The organism is Nonomuraea fastidiosa (assembly GCF_042751225.1).
Taxonomy (GTDB): Bacteria; Actinomycetota; Actinomycetes; order Streptosporangiales; family Streptosporangiaceae; genus Nonomuraea; species Nonomuraea fastidiosa.
On record NZ_CP170570.1, the window covers coordinates 1,617,683 to 1,644,662 of the forward strand.

Here is a 26,980-nt window from a genome sequence, read left to right on the forward strand (position 1 = left end):
CACGGCAGGGAGGGGGACGGTCACACCCGGACGCCGCCACCGTCCGTGATCAGACGCTCCAGCGCGACCGGGTCGAAGACCTCGCCGCCCAGGATCCGGCCGTCGAGCAGCACGGTCGGCGTGCCCTCCAGCGGGATCTTGGCCGTCTCCGCCAGGTGCTCGTCCGCGTACGTCTGCGACTCCACGCACGCGTCCACCGAGGCGCCCGCCTTCCTCGCCGCCGCCACGAGCTCCTCCACCGTGAAGCCCGAGGCCACGCCGTGCGGGGCGGGCTGCATGGCGTACAGGGCGTCTCTGAAGGCCAGCCAGTTCTGCTCCGGCACGCAGCGCGCGGCCGCGGCGGCACGGATGGAGTTGGACCGCATCGGCTCGTCACGGAAGATCGTCACCGCGTGGAAGACGACCTTCACCTTGCCCTCCCTGGCCAGGCGCTGGATCGTCGCGTCGACCCTGTTGTGCATGTCCTTGCACACCGGGCAGTCGAAATCCTCGAACACGTCGAGCACCGGGGCGTCGCTGCCCAGGTCCGCCAGGATCATCGAGCCGTCCGCCTGCCTGGTCAGCTCCACCCCGTCGGACGACACGCCGGGCCGGGCGAAGGCCAGCACCCCGAGTACGGCGATCGCCGCGAAGGCCGCCGCTACCGCCATCAACCGCTTCCTCATGAGCCCACTCTCACCTTTATTCGATCGCGCAGACCCTACCGGAAGCGGTGACAACGCCCATCACACGCGTAGCCGGTCGGCGCGGCGGGCAGTGTGGTTCTCAGGGGTCGTCCTCAGGGGACACGGCAGGTGTGCAAGGGGGGATCATGCGGTACGTGACACTCGGCCGCGACGGGCCGGCGGTCTCGGCGCTGGGCTTCGGCGCGATGACGCTGGCGCCCAGGGTCTACGGCGACGTGAGCGAGCCTGAGGCCACGCAGGCGCTCCTGGCCGCCCTGGATGCGGGCGTCACGTTCGTCGACACCGCCGACATCTACGGCGCCGGGCACAGCGAGACCCTGATCGGGCGGGTGCTGCGGGGCCGGCGGGACGAGGTGGTGCTGGCCACGAAGTTCGGCGGCAACTCCGACGAGCAGGGCAGGCTGGTGCCGGGCATGGGCAGGCCCGAGTACGTACGCAGGGCGCTGGAGGCCAGCCTCGACCGCCTCCGTACCGATCATGTGGATCTGTACTATCTGCACAGGCTCGACCCCACGACGCCGATCGAGGAGACGATGGGCGCGCTGGCCGAGCTGGTGCAGGCAGGGTCGATCCGCTACATCGGCCTGTCGGAGGTGTCGGCGCGGACGCTGCGCCGCGCCTGCGCCGTCCATCAGGTCACCGCCCTGCAGAGCGAGTACTCGCTGTTCCACCGCTACCCGGAGCAGGACGTCATCCCGGCCTGCGACGAGCTGGGTGTGGGGTTCGTCGCCTACAGCCCGCTCGGGCGCGGCCTGCTCGGCGGCGCGATCCGCGGCCGGGACTCGCTGGAGGACGGCGACTGGCGCAGGGGCAACCCGCGCTTCGCCGAGGGCAACGTGGACCGCAACGTGGAGCTGACCGACGCCGTGGCGGGCTTCGCGGCCGAGCTGGAGCTGCCGGTGGCGCAGCTCGCGCTGGCCTGGCTCGTGCGCCGCGGGACCGTGCCGATCCCGGGGACCCGCCGGGCGGAGAACGCGCGGTCCAACGCCGCGGCCGCCGACGTCTTCCTCGATGAGGAGACGGTGCGGCGGCTCGAGGCGCTGGTGCCGCCGGGCGCGGTGGCCGGTGAGCGGGGGAACGCCGCCTACCTGGCCAACCTCGACACCTGACGCCGCACGCGGAGACGTCGCCCTGGCCGGCCCCGCCACCTCGCCGGGCTCGGTGCTCGCCGGCCGCGCCCGCCGCCGGGGGTTCAGGCGATCTTGTGGATCCAGTTGTGGGTGTCGGGGCGGGCGCCGTACTGGATGCCGACCAGCTCCTCGCGCACCCGCATGGTGATCGGGCCAGGGGTGCCGTCGCCGACCGTCCAGGAGCGGTCGGCGCCCTTGACCGAGCCGACCGGCGTCACCACGGCCGCGGTGCCGCAGGCGAACACCTCGGTCAGCTCGCCGCTCTCGCAGCCGGCCTGCCACTCGTCCACGCTGATCAGCCGCTCCTCGGTCTCCAGGCCGAGGTCGCCGGCGAGCTGGAGGATCGAGTCACGGGTGATGCCGGGCAGCAGCGTGCCGGTGAGCGCGGGGGTGACGAGCTTGCCGCCGATGACGAAGAACAGGTTCATCCCGCCCATCTCCTCGACGTAGCGGTGCTCGTGCGCGTCGAGCCAGACGACCTGGTCGCAGCCGTTCTCGACGGCCTGCCGCTGCGCCACGAAGGCCGCGGCGTAGTTGCCGCCGCACTTGGCGAAGCCGGTGCCGCCGGGCGCGGCCCTGGTGTACTCGGTGGACAGCCAGACGGAGACGGGCTTGATGCCGCCGGTGAAGTAGGAGGCCGCGGGCGAGGCGATGACCATGTACCGGTAGGTCTTCGACGGCCAGTTGACGCCCAGCCCGACCTGCGTGGCGATCATGAAGGGGCGCAGGTAGAGGCTGTGCCCCTCGGTGGTGGGCACCCACTCTTTGTCGGTGTCGACGAGCAGCTCGAGCGACTCGACGAACGTCTCCTCCGGCAGCTCGGGCATGGCCATGCGCTGGGCCGAGCGGTTGAAGCGGCGGGCGTTGGCGTACGGGCGGAACATCACGATCGAGCCGCCCGCCTGCCGGTACGCCTTGAGGCCCTCGAACAGTTCTTGGGCGTAGTGGAAGACCGCAGTGGCGGGGTCGAGGGTGAGCGGCCCGTACGGCGTGAGCCGCGCGTCGTGCCAGCCCCGGCCCTCGGTGTAGTCGATCGAGACCATGTGATCGGTGAAGATCTGCCCGAAACCCGGGTTCGCCAGTACCTGCTCCCGCTCGGCCGCGGTGCGAGCGTGGTCGGATAGCTGCACGTCGAAGCTGAGCTTCTGAGCGACGGTCATGACGACGATCCTTCTCTCTGCGATCTACCGAAATCTAACGGAACTGCCCGCCGGCTGCGGTTCTGCGCGGCCGCCGCAGGGCGGCCGCGCCGGAAGGCAGTCCGTCCTTCCTATTGTCTCGCTATATGGGATGGCAAGGGGTCAATGGTGCATTAAGCGCACTTTCCCCCTGGTGCTGGGGACACCAAAAAGCGCCCGGCAGTCCTCCTAGGGCCGCCGGGCGCTCGTGAATCGGCTAGGCGACCCTAGCCGGCGACTCGCGCGGTGATGTCGTCGCCGATCTGCTGCGTGCTGCGCGGGGCGGCACCCTCAGCACGCGCCGCGATGTCGGCGGCGACGGCCTGCTCCACCTTGGCCGCCTCGGCGCTCAGGCCGAGGTGGTCGAGGAGCATGGCGACGGACAGGATGGTCGCGGTCGGGTCGGCCTTGCCCTGGCCGGCGATGTCGGGCGCACTGCCGTGGACGGGCTCGAACATGCTGGGCGCGGCGCCGGTGGGGTTGATGTTGCCGCTGGCGGCCAGGCCGATGCCGCCCGCGATGGCGGCGCCGAGGTCGGTGATGATGTCGCCGAAGAGGTTGTCGGTGACCACCACGTCGAAGCGCTCGGGCTGGGTGACGAAGAACATCGAGGCGGCGTCGATGTGGGAGTAGTCGACGCTGACCTCGGGGTATTCGGCGGCCACGCGGTTGACCGTACGCTGCCACAGGTCGCCCGCGTAGGTGAGGACGTTCGTCTTGTGGACGAGCGTGAGCTTCTTGCGAGGGCGCGACTGCGCCTTGTCGAAGGCGTAGCGCACCACGCGCTCGACGCCGTAGGCGGTGTTGAGCGACTCCTGGGTGGCGATCTCGTGCGGGGTGCCGCGCCGCATGGCGCCGCCGGTGCCGGCGTAGAGGCCCTCGGTGCCCTCGCGGACGACGATCATGTCGATGTTCTCGGGCGGCGTGTCGGCCAGCGGGGTGCGCACGCCGGGGAACAGCTTGACCGGACGCAGGTTGACGTAGTGGTCGAACTCGAACCGCAGCCGAAGCAGCAGGTCGCGCTCCAGGATGCCGGGCGGCACGCTGGGGTCACCGACGGCGCCGAGCAGGATGGCGTCGTAGCCGCGCAGCTCCTGGAGCACCGAGTCGGGCAACGTCTCGCCGGTGCGGTGATAGCGTGCGGCGCCCAGGTCATAGTGGGTGGGCTCGATCTTCGTGCCCACCGCCTCCAGGACCTTGAGTCCTTCTGCGACGACCTCGGTGCCGATGCCGTCACCGGGGATGACAGCCAAGCGGATGTTACGCGACTCCATGGGCGGTACCTTACCGGCTCGTCTCGACTGACGAACACATCATCTCACTGTCCGGACGTCCGATTTTAGACGTATTGCGACCTTTTGACCGTTTCGTTAGAGTCCGTCAGGCCTAATCCACGCAGCAGCTGCGTGGAGCCGGGGACCCAACCTCCCCCAGGGGCGAATCGGCGCACGCCGTAGGGCTGTCTTCCAGGCCCGAGCCCGTCAGCTAACCCGGTCGGCCGCATGGAAGGACAGACCCCTGTCTCGCATCGCCATCGCCCTGGCAGGCGTCGCCGCCGGGCTCATCGCACTCCCCTCTCCGGCCTTCGCCGACCCCGGCGAGAGCCGCGACCCCGCCGGCCCGGACACGAGCCCGGCCGGCTCGATCACCCTCACCGGTCCTCAGGTCAAGCGCATCCTGGAGAAGCGCCGGCCCAGGCCCGCCTGGAAGGTCGCGCTCAAGTTCGCCATGCGCCAGCGCGGCACCCCGTACGTGTGGGGCGGCACCGGCAACGGCGGCTACGACTGCTCCGGGCTGATGCTCAGGGCGTACAGGAAGGCGGGGATCCACCTGCCGCGTACCGCCGCCGAGCAGTACCACGCGTTCTCAAGAAAGATCGGATGGAACCAGCTCAAGCCCGGTGACCTTGTCTTCTTCAGCGGCCTCGGTCACGTGGGCATGATCTCCAAGCCCGGATACATGGTGCACGCGCCACGTTCAGGCGACGTGGTGAAGGAGGAGAAGCTCTCCGAGTGGCGCCGTCAGGCGTTCGTCGGCGCGGTCAGACCGGATCCCAAGGGCGTCCGCCAGTGGGCCAAGGTGCTCGAACGGCGCAAGGAACCCGCACCGCCGATGCTCACCGCCACCCTCTGAACCTCACCCCTGCGACCACCGGACCACACCCATGAACTCCGGCCGCACTCCGGCGACGACCGGCCCCGTGCGACGAGCGCGGGGCCGCTCGTACTCACCTGCTCTGGGGGGCTCCGCCGTTGTCGCGCCGGTCCAGGGCCATCTGGACGGCCTCGGTGGCCTCGTCCTCGTGGTCCTCGGCACGGTTGTAGGCATACATCTCGTACATGTGACTCATCTCGCTTCGCGGACGCGTTCCTGAAAGAGAGGGGGAAGCCGGGCTCCGGTCGCGAGCCCGATCGGGCCTGATCTCGTGGTCCGGGTTGCGGACCGGGCGAAGGGACTTAACGGCCGACACATGCGCCGCTCACCGCGGCGGGTATGTCGACCTGCCCTAACAGGCCCCGCCGCGGCAGGTAATGAGTACGAGAACCTGGCGCATCACCGGCTACAGTACCCGAGGATGAAGCTTGGATGTCCTACTATCTCGCATCCTGAGACGGAAAAGGGCCGCCACCCGAAACGGGTGACGGCCCTTCGCAGGTCAAAGGGGTATTGACCCAGCCGGCCGGCCGAAAGGCGCGGCCCTCCGGATCAACCGGGGGCCCGCCCCGTCCGCCCGGCCGGGCTCAGGCTCAGTCCTCCGGATCAACCGGGGGCCCGGCCCATCCGCCCGGCCGGGCTCAGGCTCAGTCCTCCAGGTCGACCGAGCGGCCGCTCTCGGCGCCGATCTCGGCGCCGATCTGCTCGACCACGTCGGCCGGGATCGCCGAGTCGACGGTCAGCGCGATGAGCGCCTTGCCGCCCTTGACGTCGCGGGCCACCTGCATCGAGGCGATGTTGATGCCGTGCTCGCCGAGCAGCCGGCCTACCACGCCGACGATGCCGGGGCGGTCGGTGTAGGTGAAGAAGCACAGGTGGGCCGTCGGCTCGATCTCCATCTCGTAGCCGTTGACCTCGACGATCTTGGTGATCTGGCGCGGCCCGGACAGCGTGCCCGAGACCGAGACCGTGCGGCCGTCGGCCAGCACGCCGCGCACGGTGACGACGTTGCGCCAGTCGGGGCTCTCGGAGCTGGTGACCAGCTCGACGTTGATGCCGCGGTCCTTGGCCAGCAGCGGCGCGTTGACGTAGGTGACCTGCTCCTCCACCACGTCGGTGAAGACGCCCTTGAGCGCGGCCAGCTCGATCACCCGGACGTCCTGGGAGGCGATCTCGCCGCGCACCTCGACGTCGAGCTTGGTGGCCACCTCGCCGGCCAGCGCGGTGAAGACCCGGCCCAGCTTCTCGGCCAGCGGCAGGCCCGGCTTGACGTCCTCGGCGACCACGCCGCCCTGGACGTTGACCGCGTCGGGCACGAACTCGCCCGCCAGCGCCAGCTTCACGCTCCGCGCCACCTGGGTGCCGGCCTTCTCCTGGGCCTCGTGGGTGGAGGCGCCGAGGTGCGGCGTGACGACGACCTGGTCGAGCTCGAAGAGCGGGCTGTCGGTGCACGGCTCCTTGGCGAAGACGTCCAGACCGGCCCCCGCGACCCGGCCCTCCTTGATCGCCGCGTAGAGCGCACCCTCGTCGACGATGCCGCCGCGGGCCACGTTGATGATCCGCACGTTGGGCTTGACCTGGTGCAGCTCGCGGTCGCCGATGAGCCCGATGGTCTCCTTGGACTTGGGCAGGTGGACGGTGATGAAGTCAGCCTGCTTGAGCACCTCTTCGAGGCTGACGAGCCGGACGCCCATCTGCGCGGCGCGGGCCGGCGGGAGGTAGGGGTCGTAGGCGATCAGCTCGACGCCGAACGGCGCCAGCCGCTGGGCCACGAGCTGACCGATCTTGCCGAGACCGAGGATGCCGACGGTCTTGCCGTCCAGCTCGACACCGGTGTACTTCGAGCGCTTCCACTCGCCGTTCTTCAGCGCGGCGTGCGCCTGGGGCGTGTTGCGCGCGCTGGCCAGGATCAGCGCGATGGTCTGCTCGGCGGCGCTGGTGATGTTGGAGGTCGGAGCGTTGACGACCATGACACCGGCCTTGGTGGCCGCCTCGACGTCGACGTTGTCGAGACCGACCCCCGCGCGGGCGACCACGCGCAGCTTGGGCGCCGCGGCGATGGCCTCCGCGTCGACCTGAGTGGCGGAGCGGACGATGAGCGCGTCAACGTCGGCGAGGGCGGGCAGCAGCTGGGAACGGTCGGCGCCGTCGGTGTGGCGGACCTCGAAATCGGCGCCGAGAACGGCGAGACCGGCCTCGGACAGCTCCTCTGCGACCAGAACGACGGGCTTGTTCACTGGTGTGGATCCTTAAGGCAAGGCGGGCTGGGGGAGGGACACGTCCACGGATCCCCCCCGGCGGTCCCACAGAGTCTATCGGGCGCTTGTGAACGCGTTCACGAGGGACTCACGATGTGAGACGCGGACCTGAGTACCCACCAGGCGGCAAAGTCATCCACGCGGCTCCCATCTTTGTCTTGATCGGGAGATTTATTCGCCGTTAGCCTGATAAGCCGTGGCCGACTACCTATGGTGCGTCATATGAGCATCGGGAATCCTGCGCTTGCCGACGTGCTCGCCCAGCATGGCACTCCTCACCGCCTCCTGGGCGCTCTTGCCGACGGTGGAGTCCTGGTGGCAGTGCGACCAGATCGTTCCGTGGTCCTCGGGACCACGCAAGTGGGTGACCGGGTGCTGCTGGGTTACACCAGCCCCGCCACCTATGCCCGGCACCGCGGCAGCCATTCCCTTTCGTCCTGCGACGCCGACACCATCCTGGACATCCAGCGCGTCACCGGGGTGCGCGAGATCGTGATCGACGCGGCCGGCCCAGCCGCCGCGGCCGTGCCCATCGAGGATCTGCACCGCTTCATCACCACGACGCGCACGGGACCCACACCCGTGCTGTCGGGTGCGGCTCCCGCCGCCTACGCCACGGGCGCGATGGCCACCGTGTCACGCGGCGCCGCGCTGGCCCAGGTGGCTCCTCCCTCGCCCGAAGCGCCCGCGCTGCCGTGGGTGCCCGCTCCCCGCCCGCATCTGTCGGGGCCGATGCAGCAGGTGGACCCGGGCTACCGGCGGTGCACGCATCCGATCCTGCCCGCGCTGCGCAAGGCGATCGCGTACCTGCTGGTCGACTTCCCGCTCGTGCACCACGTGTGGATCAGCGAGGCCCGCACGGCCTCCGGCGCCACCGGGATCATGCTGCACGTCAAGGTGCACATGTCCGCGGCCGAGGACGTCGTACGCGACCTGCACCGCCTCGTGCGCGCCCGGCTGCCGCAGTTCGCCGCCTCCGGCGCGCCGATCCTGATGGCCAGGGTCGCCGACGCGCGAAGCGAGCGCCGCATGATCGAGATCGGCGCCCACGTCGTCTGCGCCAGCGTCAACGACTGACCGGCGGAGGGTCCGTTCCGCCCGGGCCCTCCCCCGCCGCGCCCTCACCGCAGCTCCCTCACCGCAGCGCCCTCACCGTTGGGACCGGGCTCGCGCCGACCGGCCACGCCCTCGCCGCACCGGGCCCTCACCACCGGACCGGGGCCGGTTGATTCAGGCCGTTACCGCGAAACTGGGCCCTCCCCAACAAGGCCTCGCTCGGATTCAATGAGGTAATGATCACACCGGGCGCGGGCGAGGCCACCGTCCCGAAGGGCGTGCGGTTCGGCTACGGCATCGGCTCCTTCTGCACCGCCACCGTCAACACGGTGCCCGGCCTGCTGCTGCTGTACTACATGACGAACTTCCTGGCCGTGCCGGCGTGGCTGGCCGGCGTGGTGGTGACCGCGCCGAAGGTCTGGGACTTCATCATCAACCCGCTGGTCGGCCGCTGGTCGGACCGGACCGTCTCGCGCTGGGGGCCGCGCAGGCCCTGGCTGCTCGCCGGCGCGTGCACGATGCCGGCCGCGTTCTTCCTGGTGTTCGCCGGTCCCCCGCTGTCCGGGGTGCCCGCCGCGCTGTACGTCGGCGCCTGCTTCCTCGCCACGGCCACCGCGTACGCGCTGTTCGAGGTGCCGTACAAGGCGATGCCCGGCGAGATGACGCACAGCTACCACGAGCGCACGTCGCTGCTGCAGTGGCGGATGGTCTTCATCGGCGCGGCCACCGCGATCAGCGGCGTGCTCGCGCCGGCGATCGCCACCGGCGAGGGCGAGCACGGCACGCTGGACAGCTACCGCATGATGGGGCTGACGATCGCGGTCATCATGCTCGTGGCCATGCTCGCCTCGTTCTTCGGCACCGCACGCGCGCCCATGACGGGGGCGCCCGAGCCCGATCGCGGCGGATGGCGCGAGCAGTTCGCGGCGATCAAGGGCAACTCGGCGTTCCTGTGGCTGACCGTGCTGTCCTGCACGCAGATGCTGGCGGTCAGCATGATGCTGGCCGCGGCGCCGTACTTCGCGACGTACACGCTGGGCGACCCCGGGGCCACGCAGACGCTGTTCGCCGCGCTCGTCGGGCCGATCCTGCTGACCATGCCGCTGTGGGTGCGCCTCGCCAAGCGCCTCGACAAGCGCGGCGCGATGGTGCTGGCGGCGCTGATGTACGGAGGCGGCACCATGGCCGCGCTGGCCACGCCCATGTTCGGCTCGCCGTGGGCGCACGGCTGGATCCTGCTGGTCGGCATCGGCTACGCCGGGCTGCAGCTGCTGCAGTTCTCGATGCTGGCCGACGTGATCGCGACGGACGCGGCGGCGTCCGGCAAGCGGCGGGCCGGCGTGCTCACCGGGCTGTGGACCGCCATCGAGAGCGGGGTCAGCTCGTTCGGCGCGCTGATCTTCGGCGTGGTGCTGTCGATCGGCGGCTTCATCGAGTCGGAGCCGAGCCTGCCGGTCGAGCAGCCGGAGAGCGCGCTGAGCGCGGTCCTCATCGGGCAGACGCTGATCCCCGCACTGATCATCTTCGCCTCGGTGCTGATGACGCTGAAGTACCGGCTCAAGCCGCCCGCCGTACCTGCCTCCGCGACCGCCGAGTGACCGTCACCGCGGGGCTCCGGCACGTCCCAGCGGGGCGGGCGGCGCGCCGGATGGCCCCTGTCCTGGGGCCATTTGCAACCGATCCCCGTATTCTGGACAGCAACCGAGGTTCAGGCCGATACTCGCTCTATGAGCTCCACTCATCCGCCTTTTCGCGCCTCAGATGGGGAACGTGACCGTGCGATCGAGGAGCTCAAGCACCGCGCCGTCGAGGGCCGCATCTCCCATGACACCTTCGTGGGCCGGGTCGATCAGGCACTGCGCGCGCGTAACCGGCACGAGCTCGATGAACTCGTGGCCGACCTGCCCAGGCGGCCCACTCTCCGGCAACGGCTGACGGACGCGGTCGCCTCGCTGTCGGAGTTCACCACCAAGATCCAGGCCGCGTGGCGGCGGCCCCGGCTGCCCCGCCTGGCGCTCCCCGACGACGACCGCGAGCGTTACGTGGTCGGGCGCGGGTCCTCCTGCGACCTCGTGCTCACCGACCTGACCGTCTCCCGCGTGCACGCCGAGCTGCGCCGCGAGGGCGACGGCGCGTGGATGCTGGTCGATCTCGGCTCGCTCAACGGCACCCGGCTCAACGGGTGGCGGCTGGTGGGGCCCGCGCGGGTGAAGTCGGGCGACGAGGTGGCGTTCGGCGACTGCGGCTTCCTGCTCACGGCCGAGCGCCCATCCTGACACGTTCTCAGCCGTCTGTCCTGACGCGCCGGACGGCGCCGTTCCGGCGTGTTGAGAAAAGAGCCGTCCGTACGCGGCCCGCCCGTTCTCACAACGCCGCCACAGCCGATAAATACGTGTATTTGCGGATTACAGGCTGCCTGCGGTGATTCATGCTCTTCTGGCGATTCCCCCAGTCACTTGGAGACCCCATGCGGCGCACCTCAGCCTCACTCATCGCGGGCGCGCTCGTCGCGGCCCTCGCGTGGGCGTCAGCCCCCTCCTCCCCTGCCATCGCACGCGACCCCGACGTGGGCGTGGCGGACCTGACTCAGGACATCAACCAGATCCTCAGCGACTCCCGGCTCACGATCGCCCGCGCGGGCGTCGTGGTGAAGAGCGCGAAGACCGGTGAGGAGCTGTACGCCACCGACGCGGGCAAGCTGCTCATCCCCGCGTCCAACACCAAGCTGTTCACCTCGGCCGCCGCCGCGGAGACGCTCGGCCTCGACTACCGCTTCACCACCAGCGTGCTGAGCACCGGACGCAAGGCGGGCTCGGTGCTGACCGGCGACCTGGTGCTGCGCGGCACCGGTGACCCGACGATGCTGGCCGAGGACTACGACGCGCTGGCCGCCCAGGTCGCCAAGGCCGGCATCAAGGTCGTCACCGGCAAGCTGGTGGCCGACGACACCTGGTTCGACGCGCAGCGCCTCGGCAACGACTGGGCCTGGGACGACGAGACCGCCTACTACGCCGCCCCGATCTCGGCGCTGACCGCCGCGCCCGACCGCGACTACGACGCTGGCTCGGTGGTCGTGGCCGTCTCGGCGAGCGGCGGCAAGGTCAAGGTGTCCACGACGCCGGAGACCGACTACCTGAAGATCGTCAACAAGGCGACGGTCGGCGACTCGACGAACGTGCTCATCGAGCGGCAGCACGGCACCCGCACGGTGGTCATCACCGGCACGGTGAAGGACCCGTACCAGGAGTGGGTGGCGGTCGACGACCCCACCGCGTACGCGGCCTCGCTGTTCCGCGACGGCCTGAAGCGGCACGGCGTCAAGGTGCTCGGCCCGACCACGACCGGCGCGGCCCCGTCGGGCGCCAAGGAGCTGGCGAAGCACGAGTCGATGACGCTCGGCGAGCTGCTGGTGCCGTTCATGAAGCTGAGCAACAACATCCACGCCGAGATCCTCACCAAGGCGATGGGCCGCAAGGTCGCGAACCAGGGCACGTGGTCGGCCGGGCTCAAGGTCACCACGGACTTCGCCAAGGCGCACGGCGTCGAGGTGATCAACATGCGGGACGGCTCCGGCCTGTCGCGCCGCGACGGCTTCTCGCCGGCCTCGATCGTGCAGCTGCTGTCGGCCGTACGCGACAAGCCGTGGTTCGGCACCTGGTACGAGTCGCTGCCGATCGCCGGCAACAGCGACAGGTTCACCGGCGGCACGCTGCGCAGCCGCATGCAGGGCACGCCCGCGGCCGACAATGTGCACGCCAAGACCGGCTCGCTGACCGGCGTCACCTCGCTGTCCGGTTACGTCACGAGCGCGGACGGCGAGCCGCTGATCTTCTCGATCATGCTGAACCAGTACCTGTCGGGCTCGCCGAAGGACATCGAGGACAAGATCGCGGTCCGGCTGGCGCAGTTCTCGCGTACGGCGGCGGTCGATGAGACCGTCCAGCTCCGCGCGACGGAGGCGCCGCAGGCGGGCGAGCTGGAGTGCTCCTGGCTCAAGCCGGCCTCCTGCTGACGGCCGGCCGACGGCTCCTGGCAGCCGTGCACGGGCCGATCCCACGGCCGGTGCACGGCTGATCCATGACCGGCCCACGGCCGGCGCACGACCCCGGCGTTTCCCTGACGCGCGGGAGGCCGCCGGGGTTTACCGAGATCAGGCGGCATGTCATCACGATTCGGCCACTTGGAGCTCCAAGTTAGTCGGCCATTTGCCTACAAACGCGGCTCAGTCAGGTCAGAATTCGTGATTGAGCGCCAACGCCGCCCGTCTCAGGCGCTCGTACGGACCATGGGAGCGACAGGGCTTCACCGGCCACCCCGAGCCGGTCTCCCACCGCACGCCCGCAGCGCTCCCCTTCGGGCGGACCCGGCCGCGCCTCCCCCCGCACACAGGACCGCGGCCGGGTCCGCATAACACGAGCCAGGTTCGCGATCCCGGCGAAGGTCAGTCCTGCGGCCGGTCCGAGAAGCGGGCGAGGACCAGCGCCTCGACCACGCCGACCGCCGCGTACGCCAGGATCGACACTCCGGTGACCACCACGATGTCCGCCCACACCTCGTCGTAGCGGAACCCGCCGATCGCGCGCAGGATCTCAGCGCCGATGCCCTGGCCGGTGGCCAGCCACTCGGCGATGAGCGCACCGATGATCGAGGCGGGCACGGAGATCCTGGCCGAGGCGAAGACCGAGGGCATCGCGGTCGGCACGGCCACCTTGCGCAGCACGGTCATCCGGGTGCCGCCGTACGCCATGATCAGATCGGTGGCCTGCGGCGAGGCCGAGCGCAGTCCGAAGGCGATGTTCACCAGCGCGGGGAAGAACACCACGATGCCGCCGATGACCGCCACCCCGAGCAGCTCACGGCCGAAGATCAGCGTGATCAGCGGCGTCATGACCACGAGCGGCACCGAGCGCAGCAGCATCGCGACCGGCATGAACGTCTGCTCGACGGTCCGGAACAGCACGAACAGCACGGCCACGACGCTCGCCGCGACCATGCCGGAGACGAAGCCGGTGGCCGCGTCCCTGATCGTGATGCCGAGCGCGCCGAACACGGCGTCCCGATGCTCCTGCGACGACGTCAGGTACTCCCACACCTGCGGCGGCCGCTTGCCCACCAGCGGGCTGATGCCGAACGCCTCCAGCGCCAGCCACCACGCGGCCACGACGATGACGACCGAGGGCACGAGCGGGCCCACGATCCGCAGCACGGTACGCCCGATCACCGCTGGGCCTCCCCTCTCGACCACGGCGTGACCACGCGGGCGACGAGCGCGACGATCGCGTAGCCGAGACCCGCGATCAGGCCGGCGACCAGCGCGAGCCCCCAGGTGCGCGGCACCTGGAACTGCTGCTGCGAGATCATCAGGGAGACGCCGAGCCCCTGGTCGTTGCTGCCGAGGTATTCGCCGATGATGGCGCCGAGCAGCGCGGACGGGGCCGAGATCTTCAGCCCGGCGAACGTGCTGGGCAGCGCCGCGATGACCTGGACGTACCTGAGCCTGGCCAGGCGGCCGCCGCCGTAGACGGTGATGAGGTCGAGGCTGGCCCGGTCGGCGGAGCGCAGTCCGAGCAGCGCGCCGATGAGCGTGGTGAAGAAGACGGAGATGGCGGCGAGGAACACCACGGTCGCCTCGCCGCCGAAGACGACGAGCACGATCGGCCCGATGGCGAGCAGCGGGATGCAGTAGCTGATCACCGCGAGCTGCGTGGCCACGGCCTCCAGCCTGGGCACGAGCAGCACCAGCAGGGCCACGGCGATGGCCAGCCCATTGCCCCACAGGAAGCCTTGGACGGCGGCCGACAGGGTGGCCGAGGCGTTGGGGCCGTAGAAGGACCAGCCGTCTTCGGCCATGGAGGCGACCACCGCGGCCGGGGTGGGCACCGCTCCCCCGCCGGCGAAGACCGTGGCGGCCAGCAGCCACCACAGCGCGACGAGGACGACGACGCCGATCAGGCCCTGGATCCGTCTCATGAGCCCTGCCCTCTCAACCGTGCCCGAACAGCAGGTCGCTGAGGTGGTCGTGGAGTGCGTGGAACTCGGGCGTGCGCATCATCTCGGGCGTGCGCGGGCGGGGCAGGTCGATCTCCACCAGCTCGATCACCCGGCCGGGGCGCGGGCTCATGACGGCGACCACGTCCGAGAGGAAGACCGCCTCGCCGATGCCGTGGGTGACCATGAGCGTGGTGGCGGGCTTCTCCGTCCAGATGCGCAGCAGCTCCAGGTTCAGGCGCTGGCGGGTCATGTCGTCCAGGGCGCCGAACGGCTCGTCGAGCAGCAGCACGCTGGGCTTGACCACCAGTGCGCGGGCGATCGAGACCCGCTGGCGCATGCCGCCGGACAGCTCCGACGGCCGTGCCTTCTCGAAGCCTTCGAGCCCGACCAGCTTGATGAGGTCGTCGATCACGCCGGGCTCCGGCTTGATGCCGGCGACCTCGAGCGGCAGCCGGATGTTGGCCGCGACGCTGCGCCAGGCGAGCAGCGCGGAGTCCTGGAAGGCGATGCCGAGCTGGTGGCCCTTGCGCAGCTCCTGCGGCGTCAGGCCGTTCACCCGGATCTCGCCGGTGGTGGGCTCCTCCAGCCCGGCGAGGATGCGCAGCACCGTGGACTTGCCGCAGCCGGACGGGCCGAGCAGCGACAGGAACGAGCCCTTCGGCGTCTGCAGATCGACGTCCTGGACGGCCGTCAGTCCCTTGCCGAAGGTCTTGCTCAGCCCGGTGATGCTGATGCCGCTCATGACAGCTTCAGGCTCGGGTCCGCCTGGTAGACCTCGTCGAGGATCGACAGGTCGAAGAGCTGCTCGGCCTTGATGTTCAGCCCGGCCTTGGCCAGCGAGGCGATGTTCTGCTCGATCAGCTCGGGCGTCATCGTGAACAGGCCGTTCTGCTTGACGTCGGGGGTGACGACCAGCTCGTTCTGCATTTTGGCCTCTTCCGTCTGCTCCTTGACGTCGAGGTTCTGGTCCTTGCCGTAGACGGTGGCGGCCAGCTCGGCGGACTTGGCCGGGTCGGCGACGGCGTCCTTCCAGCCCTTGATCTCGGCGGTCAGGAACGCCTTGAGCTTGTCGCGCTCGTTGTCGATGGTCTCCTGGGTGACCGTGAACGTCTCGGCGACCAGCGGCAGCCCGGCGTCGGAGAGCAGCAGGTACTCGGGGTCGTGGCCCTGCATGCGCAGGTTGACCGGGCCGCTGGTGACGAAGCCGACGTAGCCGTCGAGCTGGCCGGAGGTGAGCATCGACGGGTCCGACTGGAACGGCACCCTGGTGACGCTGGAGGCGTCGAGGCCGTTGGCCTTGAGCAGCGCGTTCCAGACCAGCTCGTTGGAGTCCTGGACGCCGATCCGCTTGCCGGCGAGGTCCTTGGCCTCCTTGATCGGGTTCTTGCTCAGCGAGATGATCGCGAACGGGTTCTTCTGGAACGTCGCGCCGACGATCTTCAGCGGGGCGCCCTGGAGCACGGCGGGCGCGGTGATCGTGGGCGCCGACAGGCCGGCCCAGCAGCGGCCGGTGGCCAGGCCCGACTCGACCGAGGTGCCGGAGCCGCCGCCGGACAGCAGCTCGACCTGCGTGAACCCGGCCGCCTTGTAGTAGCCGTTGGTGTCGGCGAAGTACTCGCCGGCGAACTCGACGTTCTTCTTCCAGGAGAGCTGGAGCTTGACCGCGCCGAAGCCGTCCCCGCCCGAGGAGGAGCCGGACGTGGCGGTGCCGTTGTCGCCGCAGGCGGCCAGACCGAGCGCAAGACCGGCCAGACCTGTCGTCCGCAGGAACGCGCGACGGTCGAAGGTAGCCATAATTCTCCTTGAACGGCGGTGAACCAGCAGGTCAGGACGGTATCTGTCGATTATTACCAAAGTGTGACGGTCATTTCGGACGATGGCCGCGAAAGCCTGCCGTATGCGCATATCGCCGGAAAACCGCTGGCCGTCCCTGTAGGTCCCTACGAGAGCGCCCCGCGAGGACCGTAGATCCCTCCAGCCGCCCGGCCGCTCCGGTACCGTCGAACGGAAGATGAGACTCGACGGAATCCCCCTTTGGGACGGTACCGAATTCCGCGGCCCGGTCGACCTGACATGGGAGCCCGACCGGATCACCGGCATCGACGCCGCCCCCGCCGGACACGCCGACCTGTGCGTGCTGCCCGGCCTGGTCGACACGCACGTCCACCTGGTCGGCTACGCCGGAGACGGCGAGCCGCCCGACTTCGCCACCTGGCCGCTCACCACCACCCGCGACGAGCAGGTGCTGCACGGCGTCGCGCACGCCCAGAAGGCCATGCGCCACGGCGTCACCACGCTGCGCGACCTCGCGGGCGACGAGGCGCAGGTCGCGCTGCGGCGGGTCTTCGACGCCGGGGTGCTGCCCGGGCCGCGCATCCTGGTGCACGGCGTGGTGGGGATGACCGCCGGGCACAACGACCTGTTCGTGCCGCCCGCCGTGCCGTCGCCGCTCAGGAAGCCGGTGGCCGACGGGCCCGACGAGTGCCGCAAGCTCGTGCGCACCTGGGCCAGGGCCGGCATGGACGGCATCAAGCTCACGACCAGCGGCGGCGTGCTGTCCATGGGCGATAAGAACGCCTGGCGCAACTACACCCGCGACGAGATCAGGGCCGTGATCGACGAGGCGCACGCGCTCGGCATGCCGGTCGCCGCGCACGCCCACTCGGAAGAGGGCATCCGCGTGGCCGTCGAGGAGGGCGTCGACTCCATCGAGCACGGCACGCTGCTCAGCCGCGACCTGGCCGAGACGCTGGCCGCCAGGGGCACGCCTGTGGCGCCCACGCTGCTCATCAACGAGGCCATCGCCGAGGGCCGGGTGCCGGTGACGCCGCAGGCCAAGGCCAAGGCAGCCGAGCTGGTCGCCACCCGTGACGTGCTGCTCGCCCAGGCCGCCGCGCTGGGCGTGCGGTTCGTGCTCGGCACCGACGCCAACGGCCACCACGTGCAGTTCGGCGACCAGCTCGCCGAGGTCGTCCGCATGACGCGCATCCTCGGCATGGACGCGGAGTCGGCGCTGCGCGCGGCAACCTCCGACGCCGCCGACGCGCTCGGCATGCCGGTGGGCCGGATCAAGGAGGGCCTGGGCGCCGACCTGATCGTGCTGCGCGGCCGCCCGTGGGAGAACATCGAGGACCTGGCCGCGGAGAACATCGTGGCCGTGGTGTCACGGGGCCGCGTCGTCGCGGGCCGGCTGCCCTGAGCCCTGCCCTGAGCGCAGGGCGAGATACAGGTCCGTACGGTCGCGCATCGACGACATGCGCCGCCCGGTCAGCTCCTCGATGCGCTGCATCCGGTAGCGCAGGGTGTTGACGTGCACGTACAGCTCGTCGGCGGTGCGCTGCCAGGAGCCGCACGTCTCCAGGAACGTGTCCAGCGTGCGCAGCAGCTCGGAGCCGTGGCGGGCGTCGTACTCCTCGACGGGGCCGAGCAGGTGGTCGCGGAACGAGCGGCGGGTCGCGGCGGGCAGCGCGGCGAGCAGCATGTCGAAGCTGTCGATGTCGGCCAGCGACATGATCGAGACGGGCCCCGGGCCGCCGCGCGCCGACTCCATGCCGCGCCTGGCCGTCTCCAGCGCCTCGCCGAGCTGCGAGACGCTGGCCGCCATCTCGCTGATCCCGGCGGCGATGCTGGTGCCGGGGCGGCCGGCGATCAGCGCGCGCAGCTCGTCGGCCAGGCTCTTGCGCGAGGCGCGGCCGTTGACCAGCACGATCGCCTCGTCCGGGGTGCCGCCGACGATCAGGTGGCGGCCCTTCCTCGCCAGACCCTCGTGCAGCAGCTCGGGCAGATCCAGCTCGGGGCCGCCGGTCAGCGTCACCGCCATGGCAGCAGTGGGCAATCCCGGGTCGGCGCCGAGCAGCCGCAAGTGGGCGGATACCTCGCCGGGCGGTATGCGGCCGAGCACGTCGAGCAGGGTCTGCGCCCTGGCCCGCTCGGCCCTGCGCTGCTCGGCGGCGAAGCCCTCGGCGGTCACCACCTCGGTGATCGCGCCGAACGCCTGGTCGGGGGCGGCGAGCAGAAGCGGCAGGCGGCGCCGCTCGCACGCCTCGACCAGCTCGGCCGGCAGCTCGCCGAGCACGACCAGGCCGACGACCAGGCCGGCGGCGTCGCTCGCCCACAGCGCGTCGGCGAAGCGCTCGCAGTCGGAAGGCTCGGAGTACCAGACGCCGCTGGTCAGCACGAGGTCACCGGAGCGCAGGTAGCGGCGGGGATCGGGCAGGTCCGTCGGATAGGCCCTGAGGATCTCTCTGCCGAGCGCGTCGGAGCCCGTCACCAGCGTCAGCCGCAGGTCCTCGCGTGCCAGCAGATCCTCCAGCCTCATGAAATCTGATGTTATGCCAGGTCAACACGTGAGAGTTCAGAGGTTCGCACGATACCTAGGCCCTGACAGGTCCTGTTTACTCGTGGGCATGCGTCCCAAAGCGGAACTCCACCTGCACATCGAGGGCACCCTCGAACCGGAGCTCGTCGTCGAGCTGGCCAGGCGTAACCGGATCGAGCTGCCGACGTACGACGTGGAGGCCATCCGCGCGCGGTACTCGTTCGCGAACCTGCAGTCGTTCCTGGACGTGTACTACGAGAACCTCGCCGTGCTCCGCGCCGAGCAGGACTTCTACGACCTGGCCGCCGCCTACCTGCGCAGGGCGGCCGCCCAGGGGGTGCGGCACGCGGAGATCTTCTTCGACCCGCAGGCGCATCTGAGCAGGGGCGTGCCGCTTGACGTCGTCTTCGGCGGGCTGTCCGCCGCGCTCAAGGACGGCCCTCTTTCGGCGGCGCTCATCCTGTGCTTCCTCCGCGATCGGGGGCCGGAGGAGGCCGAGCAGGTGCTGCGGGCGGCGCTGCCGTACCGGGAGCACTTCATCGGGGTGGGGCTGGACTCGGCGGAGGTGGGGCATCCGCCGTCGCTGTTCCGCCGGGTGTTCGAGATCGCCGGGGGCGAGGGGCTGCACCGGGTGGCGCACGCGGGCGAGGAAGGCGGGCCCGACTACGTGTGGGAGGCGCTCGACGTGCTGCGCGTCGAGCGGGTGGACCACGGCATCAGGGCGATGGAGGATCCGCAGCTCGTGGCCAGGCTACGGGAGGAGCGGATCCCGCTGACGGTGTGCCCGCTGTCGAACGTGCGGCTGCGCGTGGTGCCGTCGCTGCGCGACCACATCCTGCCCGCGATGCTGGACGAGGGCCTGCTGGTGACCGTCAACTCCGACGACCCGGCCTACTTCGGCGGCTACGTGGAGGACAACTACGCCGCGTTGCGGCGGGAGCTGGGGCTGAGCGAGGAGCAGCTCGACGCGATCGCGCGCAACTCCTTCGAGGCGTCGTTCGCGTACGAGGGCTGAAGCCACTCCAGGGACAAGGCGAAGGGGCCCGCCCTCGGCTGGGCGGGCCCCTTGTGCGTCCGTTTCTCGTCAGGCGCTCAGCACGCGCGAGAGGAGCTGGTTCAGGAGGTCCAGGTCGAGGAAGTCGTTGTCCTCACCGAAGTTGTTCCACTCGCCGAAGTCCCATGTGGCATCCTTGCCGTGGTTCGGGCCAGGAAGGATGCGAGCCTGAGACGACTCGGCCGTGACGACGGGCGACGCGGCGAGCGCGGAACCTCCGAACATGACCATCCCGCCGACGAGCCCGGCCAGGACGAGTCCCTTGCGATACATAGTGTTTCCCCCTGATACCTCTCGACTACTCTCCGTAGCTACCGGAGGAAGATCTGCCCCTCGCCCAAGTTCGACAAACGCCCATATTTTCGCTGTTGACCAGGCCGAATACGGCGTCTGGCCGAACGGATACCCTCGGTCGCCTTACTTGACGAATCAGTGTGCCGCGCTGAACGCGGGCGGCCTTTGAGCTTGCCCGTCCATGACCGGCCCGCGGGGCCCGCCGAGCCCGTACAAGCGGGGTTTCACGGACAAGTCAGCACGACCGGTCCGTCCTCCGTGATGGCGACCGTGTGCTCGACGTGAACGCTCCTGCTGCCGTCGCCCGAGCACACCGACCAGCCGTCGTCGGCCATGTAGTAGTCGTCGCGGCCACCGGCCATCAGGCTGGGCTCGATCGCGATGACCAGGCCGGGCCGCAGCCGCAGCCCGCGCCCACGAGGTGCCACGTTGGGCACGAACGGCGACTCGTGCATGGCCCGGCCGATGCCGTGGCCGCCGAAGTCGTTCTGCATGCCGTAACCGGCGCCGCGGCCGACCGTGGCCATCGCGTGACCGATGTCGCCCAGCTTGTTGCCGGGCCGGGCCGCTTCGATGCCCGCGGCGAGCGTCTCCTCGGCGACCCTGATGAGCTTGAGGTCCTCGTCGCGCGGCGTGCCGACGGTGAAGCTCACCGTGCCGTCGGCGTGCCAGCCCTCGACGAACGCCGCGCAGTCGATGCTGATCAGGTCGCCGTCGCGCAGCCGGTACGGCGTCGGCAGGCCGTGCAGCATCACCCCGTTGACGGAGGTGCAGATGACGCCCGGATAGGGCGTCGCACCGAACGACGGGTGGTAGCCGAAGAACGACGCCCCAGCCCCCGCCTCCTCGATGACGGTCCTGGCCACCTCGTCCAGGTGCTTCAGCGTCACTCCGACGCCGGCCTGCTCCCGCGTCGCCGCGTGCACGGCGGCCACGACCCGGCCCGCCTCGCGCATCGCGGCTATCTCCCCGGCTGACTTGAGCTCGATCACGGCCCCTCCTCGTCGATAACTATACCGGTATTTTTATCACGCCCAGCGGGCGCGGCGACACCGGGGAGGAGCGCGATGCGGTCAGTCCATCCCCCTCCTGCCGGGCGTCCAGAAGGGCTTCGTCCGCACGTCCCTGCGCTGCCAGCCGCGCTCTGTCACCAGGTGAGCGCGGATCGCCTGGATGGTGCGGGCCTCACCCGCCAGGTAGGCCACGCCCGGCTCGTCCGGCAGGTCCAGCTTCCTGACCGCCTCCAGCAGGGTCTCGGACGAGGCCGCCGGAGCGCCGTTCCTGCACACCGTGACCAGGCCGCCCGGCAGGTCGAGGTGGTCGCCCGGCCCCTCGGCCTCCACGGCCCCGTAGACCCTGGCGTCCTCGGGCAGCGCCCGCAGCATCGCCCCGAACGCCACCGAGGCCGTCTCCTCCCCCGCGAACAGGTGGTACGGGGCATCGGGACACAACACGAAGGCGCCTTCCGGGCGGGTGAAGGCGACCTCATGGCCGGGCTCGACGCTCCTGACCCAGGTGGTACCTGGCGCGTCGCCGCCGTGGTCGTACCCGATCAGCTCGATCGACTCCCGCTCGGGGTCGAGCCGCCAGACCGAGTACGTCCGCAGCACGCCGCCGAGCACGCTCCCGCCGCCGACGAGCACCCGTACGTGCCGGCCCGGAGTCCAGCTCAGGCCGGCGATGCCGGCACCGGCGATCCTGATGCGCCGCATGCGCGGCGCGACCTGCTCGGTCTCGGCGACCCGTCCCTTGACGAGCCACGGGTCGAGCAACCTGCGGGCGAGCGGGCGGCTCATGACGACCTCCGTTTCGGATCGGGCAGGCGGCGGGCGAGCGGATGCCTCATGACGACCTCCGCTTCGGGTCGAGCTCCTCGATCCTGCGGCGGGCGTCCGTGAACACCTCCAGCACGCCCTCGATCACCCGGGAGTCGCCGTGGGCGTGCGCGAGCGTCTTCACCGCCGCCTTGACCAGGCGCAGCGCGGGGCCGATGATCTCGGCGGCCTCTGGCTCGCCGAACATCCCCCACTGGCCCCTGCTGGCCGCGCGGCCCCACAGCCGCTCGATCTCCTCCCGCTGCTCCTCAGCGACCCGCAGGCCCTCCTCGGTGGCGTGGTACACCCTGCGACCCCCTCCGGCCTCGGCACGGACGAGACCCTCGTCCTCCAGGAGCTGGAGCGTGGGGTAGATGGAGCCGGCGCTGGGCTCGTAGGTGCCGTTGAAGCGGTCGGCGAGACGGGTCATGACCTGGTAACCGTGACCGGGCTGCTCGGCGATCAGGGCGAGCACGGCCAGGCGCAGCTCGCCTGGCCCGAAGAAGCGGCCCGTGGGGCCGAGCCCGCCCGCGCCCGGATTGCGGCGCGCGTTCATCATGCCTCGGATGCTATATCGAACGATATATCGCCGTAAAGACGTAATAACTCGACTTCCGGAGAACGAGCACCTTGCCGCCGGCGTGACCGCCCTCCACCTGGGCGATCGCCGCGGCGGCCTCCTCCAGCGGACAGGTGCGATCGATGCCCGGGGTGATCGCCCCTGACGCGACCGGCCCGCGCGGCGTCGCGAGGTCGGCGGCGTTCTCGCTGGTGACGAACGTGACGAAGCGGTGGCCAGCGAACCGCGAGGTGAGGTGCCCCGCCACCATCCGCCCCGCAGGGCCCAGCCGGCGGCCGTCCGACCCGCTGTCGGGGATCAGCGCGCCGCCCGGCGCGAGAGCCGCCTGCTCGTATCAGCCCCGGCGGCATCGCGGCCAGCGGGCCGCCGGCGGGCACGGTGACGCGCTCGGCGAACGCGCCCCTGCGGCACCCGAAGACCCGGTCGCCCGGCCGGCACGCTGACGCCCTTGCCCACCGCCTCGGCATCGCCCGCGAAGTCGTTGCCCAGCGTGAGGTCCTTCGGCCGGGTCAGGCCGGCGACGGCGCGGAAGACGGACGGGCTGTCGCGCATCAGGTGCCGGTCACCCGGGTTGACCGCGGCGGCGCGCGCTCTGACCAGCGCCCCGCCATCGCCGGGCGCGGGCGTGGCGACGTCGTGCAGCTTCGACGACCTCAGGCGGGCCGTAAGCGCGGCAGGAATCTCTGGCATGTGACGACTTCACCTCTCCGTGGTCCGGCGCGAGCGGGCACGAAAAAGCGCGGCGGGCGAGGGGTTCTCCCCCTCGCCCGCCGCGCTCAGCGGTTTCACGAGGCCACCCGCGGGCCACCGGCGGGCCGCTCGCGGGCCCGGCGGTAAGACCGGGCGCCAAGGCCCGGCGACATCGCCGGGCGCGTGGCCCCGCGCGCAAGGCGCTTGACGGCGCTTGGTGAGGCCGGCGAGGCTCAGGCGTCAGCCACCCCGCGCCGGCCGCCCCTTCTCAGCCCTTGAGCCAGCTCATCATCGGGCGCAGCTTGGCGCCCGTCTTCTCGATCGCGTCCTCGGCGAGCTCCTCGCGGTAGCGCTTGAACTCCTTCTGGCCGCTGTCGAACTCGCTGACGAGCTGGCGGGCGAAGCTGCCGTCCTGGATCTCGCCCAGGATGCGGCGCATCTCCTCGCGGGTCTGGTCGTTGATCACGCGCGGGCCGCGGGTGTAGCCGCCGTACTCGGCGGTGTCGGAGACCGACCAGTACATCTTGGAGATGCCGCCCTCGTACATGAGGTCGACGATCAGCTTCATCTCGTGCAGGCACTCGAAGTAGGCGACCTCGGGCTGGTAGCCCGCCTCGATGAGCGTGTCGAAACCGGCCTTGATCAGCTCGGAGACGCCGCCGCACAGCACGGCCTGCTCGCCGAACAGGTCGGTCTCGGTCTCCTCCTTGAACGTGGTGCGCAGCGCGCCGGCGCGGGTGCCGCCGATGCCCTTGGCGTACGACAGCGCGAGGTCGAGCGCCTTGCCCGAGGCGTCCTTCTCGACGGCCACGAGCACCGGAACGCCGCGGCCGGCCTCGAACTGGCGGCGCACGAGGTGACCGGGGCCCTTGGGGGCCACCATGCAGACGTCGACGCCCTCCGGCGCCTCGATGAGGCCGTAGCGGATGTTGAGACCGTGGCCGAAGAAGAGCGCGTCACCCTCCACCAGGTTCGGGGCGACGTGCTGGTTGTACAGGTCGCGCTGGACGTGGTCCGGCGCGAGGATCATCACGAGGTTGGCCTCCTCGACGGCCTCGGACGGGGTGAGCACCCGCAGGCCGTCGTTCTCCGCCTTCTCCCGGCTCTTGGAGCCCTCGGGCAGCCCGACGCGCACATCGACACCCGAGTCACGCAGGGAGAGCGCGTGGGCGTGGCCCTGGCTGCCGTACCCCAGCACGGCCACGTGACGTCCCTGGATGATCGAGAGGTCGGCCTGGTCGTCGTAGTAGATCTCGGTCACTTGCTAAAAACCTTTCAGGCGGTACGGTCCAGTGCCCTGAGGGACCGGTCGGTGATGGAGCGGGCACCGCGGCCGATGGCCACCATGCCCGATTGGACGAGTTCTTTGATCCCGAACGGCTCGAGGACCCTGACGAACGCCTCAAGCTTGTCGGGAGTGCCGGTGACCTCGATGGTCACCGCGTCGGCCGCCACGTCGACGCAGCGGGCCCGGAAGAGCTGCACGAGCTCCAGCACGTGGGAGCGGCTCTCCGCGTCGGCCTTGACCTTGATCAGCATCAGCTCGCGCTGCACCGACTGCGCGGGGTCCAGCTCGACGATCTTGAGCACGTTCACCAGCTTGTTGAGCTGCTTCGTGACCTGCTCAAGCGGCAGCTCCTCGACGTTCACCACGATCGTGATGCGGGAGATGTCGTCGTGCTCGGTGGGCCCGACGGCGAGGGAGTCGATGTTGAACCCCCTCCGGCTGAACAGCGCCGAGACGCGGGCGAGGACACCGGGCCGGTTCTCGACCAGCACCGACAGCGTGTGACGGCTCATCGCTCGCTCACCCTCCTTCGTGCGCCGCGCGGGCGCTGCGTCGTCGCGCCGGGTCCGCTCCTAGTCATCCTCGTTCTCCCACTTCGGCGCCATGTCACGGGCGATCTTGATGTCGTCGTTGCTCGTGCCCGCGGCCACCATGGGCCAGACCATGGCGTCCTGGTGGACGACGAAGTCGACCACGACGGGCACATCGTTGATCTCCATGGCCTTCTTGATCACGGCGTCCACGTCTTCCGGACGCTCGCATCGTAGGCCCACACAGCCATAGGCCTCGGCCAGCTTGACGAAGTCCGGGATCCGCCGGACCGTCTGCAGGTCGGTGTTGGAGTAACGCTCGTCGTAGAACAGGGTCTGCCACTGGCGGACCATGCCGAGATTACCGTTGTTGATGACCGCGATCTTGATCGGCACGCCTTCGAGCGCGCAGGTGGCCAGCTCCTGATTGGTCATCTGGAAGCAGCCGTCGCCGTCGATCGCCCACACGGTGGCGTCGGGCCGCCCCATCTTGGCGCCCATCGCGGCCGGGACGGCGAAGCCCATCGTGCCGAGGCCGCCGGAGTTGATGAACGTGCCCGGCTTTTCGTAGTCGATGAACTGCGAGGCCCACATCTGGTGCTGGCCGACGCCCGAGACGTAGTAGGTGTCGGGGCCGACGATGGCGCTCAGCCGCTCCATCACGTACTGCGGGGCCAGCGAGCCGTCCTCGAACGGCTCGTAGCCGAGAGGGTAGGTCTCCTTGTAGCCGTTGAGGAGCTTCCACCACTCGGTGTAGTCGCCCTTCTGGCCTGACGCCTTGATCGCCGCGACGAGGTCGCTGATGACCTCCTTGGCGTCGCCCACGATCGGCACGTCGGCGTGGCGGTTCTTGGAGATCTCCGCCGGGTCGATGTCGGCGTGCACGACCTTGGCGTGGGGGGCGAACGTCGACAGGTCGCCGGTCACCCGGTCGTCGAAGCGCACGCCCAGGCCGATGATCAGGTCGGACTTCTGCAGCGCGCCGACCGCCGAGACGCTGCCGTGCATGCCGGGCATGCCCATGTGCTGCGGGTGGCTGTCGGGGAACGTGCCGCGGGCCATCAGGGTGGTGACGACCGGGATGTTCGTCAGCTCGGCGAGCTCCCGCAGCTCCTCCGACGCGCGGGCCTTGTGGACGCCGCCGCCGACGTACAGGACGGGCCGGTGGGACTCGGCGATGAGCTTGGCCGCCTCGCGGATCTGCTTGCTGTGGGGCTTGGTGACCGGGCGGTAGCCGGGGAGCTGCATGACGGGCGGCCAGCTGAACGTGGTCTCCGCCTGCAGCGCGTCCTTCGAGATGTCCACCAGCACAGGGCCGGGGCGTCCCGTGGAGGCGATGTGGAACGCCTCCGCGATCGTGCGCGCGATGTCACCGGCCTCGGTGATCAGGAAGTTGTGCTTCGTGATCGGCATGGTGATGCCGGAGATGTCGGCTTCCTGAAAAGCATCGGTGCCGATCATGGGCGAGGCCACCTGTCCCGTGATCGCCACGATCGGCACCGAGTCCATGAACGCGTCGGCCAGCGGTGTCACCAAATTCGTGGCACCTGGGCCGCTGGTCGCCATGCACACCCCGACCTTGCCGGTGGCCTGCGCGTAGCCCTCGGCCGCGTGACCCGCACCCTGCTCGTGGCGTACGAGCACGTGCCGGACCTTGGTCGAGTCGTAGAGGGGATCGTAGGCCGGGAGAATGGCACCGCCCGGGATCCCGAACACTATGTCGACTCCGACGTGCTCCAGTGCCCTGACCAGGGCCTGTGCACCTGTCATCCGTTCGGTCATCGGCTCGTTCCTTGCGTGGCTACTCGCTTAAGGACATAAAAAATGCCCCTTCCCACCGAATGGTGGGTCTGGGGCGGCGCGCAGGTCGTAGTGCTTCGCTATCGGCCTGCGCGCCGGCGAAGTACTACGAGAATCTCACTGCGGAGCATGGCCTACACGATAGCCGCTCCGAACGCC

General features: G+C 70.2%; 25 protein-coding genes, 1 pseudogene and 1 riboswitch. Of the genes and pseudogenes, 8 read left to right on the forward strand and 18 right to left on the reverse strand.

Annotated elements, in window-relative coordinates:
• Window positions 1-20 precede the first annotated feature (20 nt).
• Window positions 21-665 (reverse strand): thioredoxin domain-containing protein, encoded by a 645-nt coding sequence (locus tag ACFMQL_RS07300; protein WP_364058974.1) that lies wholly within the window; start codon window positions 663-665, stop codon window positions 21-23.
• A gap of 146 nt (window positions 666-811) precedes the next feature.
• On the opposite strand from ACFMQL_RS07300, the gene ACFMQL_RS07305 reads away from it, so the two are divergent.
• Window positions 812-1,795: an aldo/keto reductase gene (locus tag ACFMQL_RS07305; protein ID WP_364058977.1), complete on the forward strand. Its 984-nt coding sequence runs from the start codon at window positions 812-814 to the stop codon at window positions 1,793-1,795.
• A gap of 83 nt (window positions 1,796-1,878) precedes the next feature.
• Here ACFMQL_RS07305 and ACFMQL_RS07310 read toward each other — a convergent pair whose 3' ends face one another.
• Together ACFMQL_RS07310 and ACFMQL_RS07315 are read right to left on the reverse strand one after the other, a co-directional pair.
• Entirely contained in the window at window positions 1,879-2,976 is a 1,098-nt protein-coding gene (locus tag ACFMQL_RS07310) for a branched-chain amino acid aminotransferase (protein ID WP_364058980.1), read from the reverse strand.
• Between the two features lie 245 nt (window positions 2,977-3,221).
• Complete coding sequence (locus ACFMQL_RS07315) at window positions 3,222-4,268, reverse strand: 3-isopropylmalate dehydrogenase (protein ID WP_364058983.1); 1,047 nt, start codon at window positions 4,266-4,268, stop codon at window positions 3,222-3,224.
• A gap of 99 nt (window positions 4,269-4,367) precedes the next feature.
• Window positions 4,368-4,509: riboswitch (cyclic di-AMP (ydaO/yuaA leader) on the forward strand.
• Between the two features lie 213 nt (window positions 4,510-4,722).
• Here ACFMQL_RS07315 and ACFMQL_RS07320 point away from each other — a divergent pair.
• Complete coding sequence (locus ACFMQL_RS07320; protein WP_364058986.1) at window positions 4,723-5,127, forward strand: C40 family peptidase; 405 nt, start codon at window positions 4,723-4,725, stop codon at window positions 5,125-5,127.
• Between the two features lie 668 nt (window positions 5,128-5,795).
• Here ACFMQL_RS07320 and serA read toward each other — a convergent pair.
• Entirely contained in the window at window positions 5,796-7,385 is a 1,590-nt protein-coding gene (gene serA, locus ACFMQL_RS07325) for a phosphoglycerate dehydrogenase (RefSeq protein WP_364058989.1), read from the reverse strand.
• A 336-nt stretch (window positions 7,386-7,721) separates the two neighbouring features.
• On the opposite strand from serA, the gene ACFMQL_RS07330 reads away from it, so the two are divergent.
• The 4 genes from ACFMQL_RS07330 to dacB all read left to right on the forward strand — a co-directional run bounded on the left by ACFMQL_RS07330 (window position 7,722) and on the right by dacB (window position 12,474).
• Window positions 7,722-8,483, forward strand: coding sequence for a hypothetical protein (locus ACFMQL_RS07330; protein ID WP_378785015.1), 762 nt, complete (start codon window positions 7,722-7,724; stop codon window positions 8,481-8,483).
• 215 nt (window positions 8,484-8,698) lie between these two features.
• Window positions 8,699-10,060 (forward strand): MFS transporter, encoded by a 1,362-nt coding sequence (locus ACFMQL_RS07335; protein ID WP_378785016.1) that lies wholly within the window; start codon window positions 8,699-8,701, stop codon window positions 10,058-10,060.
• 129 nt (window positions 10,061-10,189) lie between these two features.
• The gene (locus tag ACFMQL_RS07340; RefSeq protein ID WP_364058998.1) at window positions 10,190-10,738 is read left to right on the forward strand and encodes a DUF1707 and FHA domain-containing protein; all 549 of its coding nucleotides are present in this window, start codon (window positions 10,190-10,192) and stop codon (window positions 10,736-10,738) included.
• 191 nt (window positions 10,739-10,929) lie between these two features.
• Window positions 10,930-12,474, forward strand: a complete 1,545-nt coding sequence (gene dacB / locus ACFMQL_RS07345; RefSeq protein WP_364059001.1) for a D-alanyl-D-alanine carboxypeptidase/D-alanyl-D-alanine-endopeptidase — start codon at window positions 10,930-10,932, stop codon at window positions 12,472-12,474.
• A 429-nt stretch (window positions 12,475-12,903) separates the two neighbouring features.
• On the opposite strand, the gene ACFMQL_RS07350 is transcribed toward dacB, so the two are convergent.
• The 4 genes from ACFMQL_RS07350 to ACFMQL_RS07365 are packed head-to-tail and all read right to left on the reverse strand — an operon-like array spanning window position 12,904 to window position 16,247.
• Window positions 12,904-13,683: an ABC transporter permease subunit gene (locus tag ACFMQL_RS07350; RefSeq protein ID WP_364059004.1), complete on the reverse strand. Its 780-nt coding sequence runs from the start codon at window positions 13,681-13,683 to the stop codon at window positions 12,904-12,906.
• Entirely contained in the window at window positions 13,680-14,432 is a 753-nt protein-coding gene (locus ACFMQL_RS07355) for an ABC transporter permease subunit (protein ID WP_364059007.1), read from the reverse strand. Before ACFMQL_RS07355 ends, ACFMQL_RS07350 begins: the two co-directional genes overlap by 4 nt.
• Before the next feature lie 13 nt (window positions 14,433-14,445).
• Window positions 14,446-15,195 carry an ABC transporter ATP-binding protein gene (locus ACFMQL_RS07360; RefSeq protein ID WP_364059010.1) on the reverse strand — a complete coding sequence of 250 codons (750 nt, stop codon included), beginning with the start codon at window positions 15,193-15,195 and terminating at the stop codon, window positions 14,446-14,448.
• Window positions 15,192-16,247: an ABC transporter substrate-binding protein gene (locus ACFMQL_RS07365; protein WP_364059013.1), complete on the reverse strand. Its 1,056-nt coding sequence runs from the start codon at window positions 16,245-16,247 to the stop codon at window positions 15,192-15,194. The genes ACFMQL_RS07360 and ACFMQL_RS07365 overlap by 4 nt, the downstream gene beginning before the upstream one ends.
• Before the next feature lie 217 nt (window positions 16,248-16,464).
• Between ACFMQL_RS07365 and ACFMQL_RS07370 the strand changes: the two genes are divergently transcribed.
• Window positions 16,465-17,652: an amidohydrolase family protein gene (locus tag ACFMQL_RS07370; protein ID WP_378785019.1), complete on the forward strand. Its 1,188-nt coding sequence runs from the start codon at window positions 16,465-16,467 to the stop codon at window positions 17,650-17,652.
• Here ACFMQL_RS07370 and ACFMQL_RS07375 read toward each other — a convergent pair.
• Window positions 17,617-18,771 (reverse strand): helix-turn-helix domain-containing protein, encoded by a 1,155-nt coding sequence (locus tag ACFMQL_RS07375; protein WP_364059018.1) that lies wholly within the window; start codon window positions 18,769-18,771, stop codon window positions 17,617-17,619. The genes ACFMQL_RS07370 and ACFMQL_RS07375 overlap by 36 nt on opposite strands.
• Before the next feature lie 88 nt (window positions 18,772-18,859).
• Here ACFMQL_RS07375 and ACFMQL_RS07380 point away from each other — a divergent pair, with 88 nt between their 5' ends.
• Complete coding sequence (locus ACFMQL_RS07380; RefSeq protein WP_364059021.1) at window positions 18,860-19,786, forward strand: adenosine deaminase; 927 nt, start codon at window positions 18,860-18,862, stop codon at window positions 19,784-19,786.
• A 69-nt stretch (window positions 19,787-19,855) separates the two neighbouring features.
• On the opposite strand, the gene ACFMQL_RS07385 is transcribed toward ACFMQL_RS07380, so the two are convergent.
• The 9 genes and pseudogenes from ACFMQL_RS07385 to ACFMQL_RS07425 all read right to left on the reverse strand — a co-directional run.
• Window positions 19,856-20,098 (reverse strand): hypothetical protein, encoded by a 243-nt coding sequence (locus ACFMQL_RS07385; RefSeq protein WP_364059024.1) that lies wholly within the window; start codon window positions 20,096-20,098, stop codon window positions 19,856-19,858.
• A gap of 245 nt (window positions 20,099-20,343) precedes the next feature.
• Window positions 20,344-21,111: a type I methionyl aminopeptidase gene (gene map / locus ACFMQL_RS07390; RefSeq protein WP_364059027.1), complete on the reverse strand. Its 768-nt coding sequence runs from the start codon at window positions 21,109-21,111 to the stop codon at window positions 20,344-20,346.
• An 81-nt stretch (window positions 21,112-21,192) separates the two neighbouring features.
• Entirely contained in the window at window positions 21,193-21,915 is a 723-nt protein-coding gene (locus ACFMQL_RS07395) for a siderophore-interacting protein (RefSeq protein WP_364059030.1), read from the reverse strand.
• A 46-nt stretch (window positions 21,916-21,961) separates the two neighbouring features.
• Window positions 21,962-22,492, reverse strand: a complete 531-nt coding sequence (locus tag ACFMQL_RS07400) for a PadR family transcriptional regulator (RefSeq protein ID WP_364059033.1) — start codon at window positions 22,490-22,492, stop codon at window positions 21,962-21,964.
• Window positions 22,493-22,502: 10 nt separating this feature from the next.
• Window positions 22,503-22,814, reverse strand: a complete 312-nt coding sequence (locus tag ACFMQL_RS07405; RefSeq protein ID WP_364059573.1) for a zinc-binding dehydrogenase — start codon at window positions 22,812-22,814, stop codon at window positions 22,503-22,505.
• Window positions 22,811-23,203, reverse strand: coding sequence for an alcohol dehydrogenase catalytic domain-containing protein (locus tag ACFMQL_RS07410; RefSeq protein ID WP_378785022.1), 393 nt, complete (start codon window positions 23,201-23,203; stop codon window positions 22,811-22,813). Before ACFMQL_RS07410 ends, ACFMQL_RS07405 begins: the two co-directional genes overlap by 4 nt.
• A 268-nt stretch (window positions 23,204-23,471) precedes the next feature.
• The gene (ilvC, locus tag ACFMQL_RS07415) at window positions 23,472-24,455 is read right to left on the reverse strand and encodes a ketol-acid reductoisomerase (RefSeq protein ID WP_364059576.1); all 984 of its coding nucleotides are present in this window, start codon (window positions 24,453-24,455) and stop codon (window positions 23,472-23,474) included.
• Between the two features lie 23 nt (window positions 24,456-24,478).
• Entirely contained in the window at window positions 24,479-25,003 is a 525-nt protein-coding gene (gene ilvN, locus ACFMQL_RS07420; RefSeq protein ID WP_364059039.1) for an acetolactate synthase small subunit, read from the reverse strand.
• A 60-nt stretch (window positions 25,004-25,063) separates the two neighbouring features.
• Window positions 25,064-26,809: pseudogene (locus ACFMQL_RS07425) on the reverse strand (acetolactate synthase large subunit); the annotation flags it as partial.
• Between the last annotated feature and the right edge of the window lie 171 nt (window positions 26,810-26,980).

Coding starts and splice junctions, on each gene's coding strand:
- ACFMQL_RS07300 (WP_364058974.1), bottom strand. CDS start 665: ATGAGGAAGCGGTTGATGGCGGTAGCGGCGGCCTTCGCGGCGATCGCC.
- ACFMQL_RS07305 (WP_364058977.1), top strand. CDS start 812: ATGCGGTACGTGACACTCGGCCGCGACGGGCCGGCGGTCTCGGCGCTG.
- ACFMQL_RS07310 (WP_364058980.1), bottom strand. CDS start 2,976: ATGACCGTCGCTCAGAAGCTCAGCTTCGACGTGCAGCTATCCGACCAC.
- ACFMQL_RS07315 (WP_364058983.1), bottom strand. CDS start 4,268: ATGGAGTCGCGTAACATCCGCTTGGCTGTCATCCCCGGTGACGGCATC.
- ACFMQL_RS07320 (WP_364058986.1), top strand. CDS start 4,723: ATGCGCCAGCGCGGCACCCCGTACGTGTGGGGCGGCACCGGCAACGGC.
- ACFMQL_RS07335 (WP_378785016.1), top strand. CDS start 8,699: ATGATCACACCGGGCGCGGGCGAGGCCACCGTCCCGAAGGGCGTGCGG.
- ACFMQL_RS07340 (WP_364058998.1), top strand. CDS start 10,190: ATGAGCTCCACTCATCCGCCTTTTCGCGCCTCAGATGGGGAACGTGAC.
- dacB (WP_364059001.1), top strand. CDS start 10,930: ATGCGGCGCACCTCAGCCTCACTCATCGCGGGCGCGCTCGTCGCGGCC.
- ACFMQL_RS07355 (WP_364059007.1), bottom strand. CDS start 14,432: ATGAGACGGATCCAGGGCCTGATCGGCGTCGTCGTCCTCGTCGCGCTG.
- ACFMQL_RS07360 (WP_364059010.1), bottom strand. CDS start 15,195: ATGAGCGGCATCAGCATCACCGGGCTGAGCAAGACCTTCGGCAAGGGA.
- ACFMQL_RS07365 (WP_364059013.1), bottom strand. CDS start 16,247: ATGGCTACCTTCGACCGTCGCGCGTTCCTGCGGACGACAGGTCTGGCC.
- ACFMQL_RS07370 (WP_378785019.1), top strand. CDS start 16,465: ATGAGACTCGACGGAATCCCCCTTTGGGACGGTACCGAATTCCGCGGC.
- ACFMQL_RS07375 (WP_364059018.1), bottom strand. CDS start 18,771: ATGAGGCTGGAGGATCTGCTGGCACGCGAGGACCTGCGGCTGACGCTG.
- ACFMQL_RS07380 (WP_364059021.1), top strand. CDS start 18,860: ATGCGTCCCAAAGCGGAACTCCACCTGCACATCGAGGGCACCCTCGAA.
- ACFMQL_RS07385 (WP_364059024.1), bottom strand. CDS start 20,098: ATGTATCGCAAGGGACTCGTCCTGGCCGGGCTCGTCGGCGGGATGGTC.
- ACFMQL_RS07395 (WP_364059030.1), bottom strand. CDS start 21,915: ATGAGCCGCCCGCTCGCCCGCAGGTTGCTCGACCCGTGGCTCGTCAAG.
- ACFMQL_RS07400 (WP_364059033.1), bottom strand. CDS start 22,492: ATGATGAACGCGCGCCGCAATCCGGGCGCGGGCGGGCTCGGCCCCACG.
- ACFMQL_RS07410 (WP_378785022.1), bottom strand. CDS start 23,203: ATGCCAGAGATTCCTGCCGCGCTTACGGCCCGCCTGAGGTCGTCGAAG.
- ilvN (WP_364059039.1), bottom strand. CDS start 25,003: ATGAGCCGTCACACGCTGTCGGTGCTGGTCGAGAACCGGCCCGGTGTC.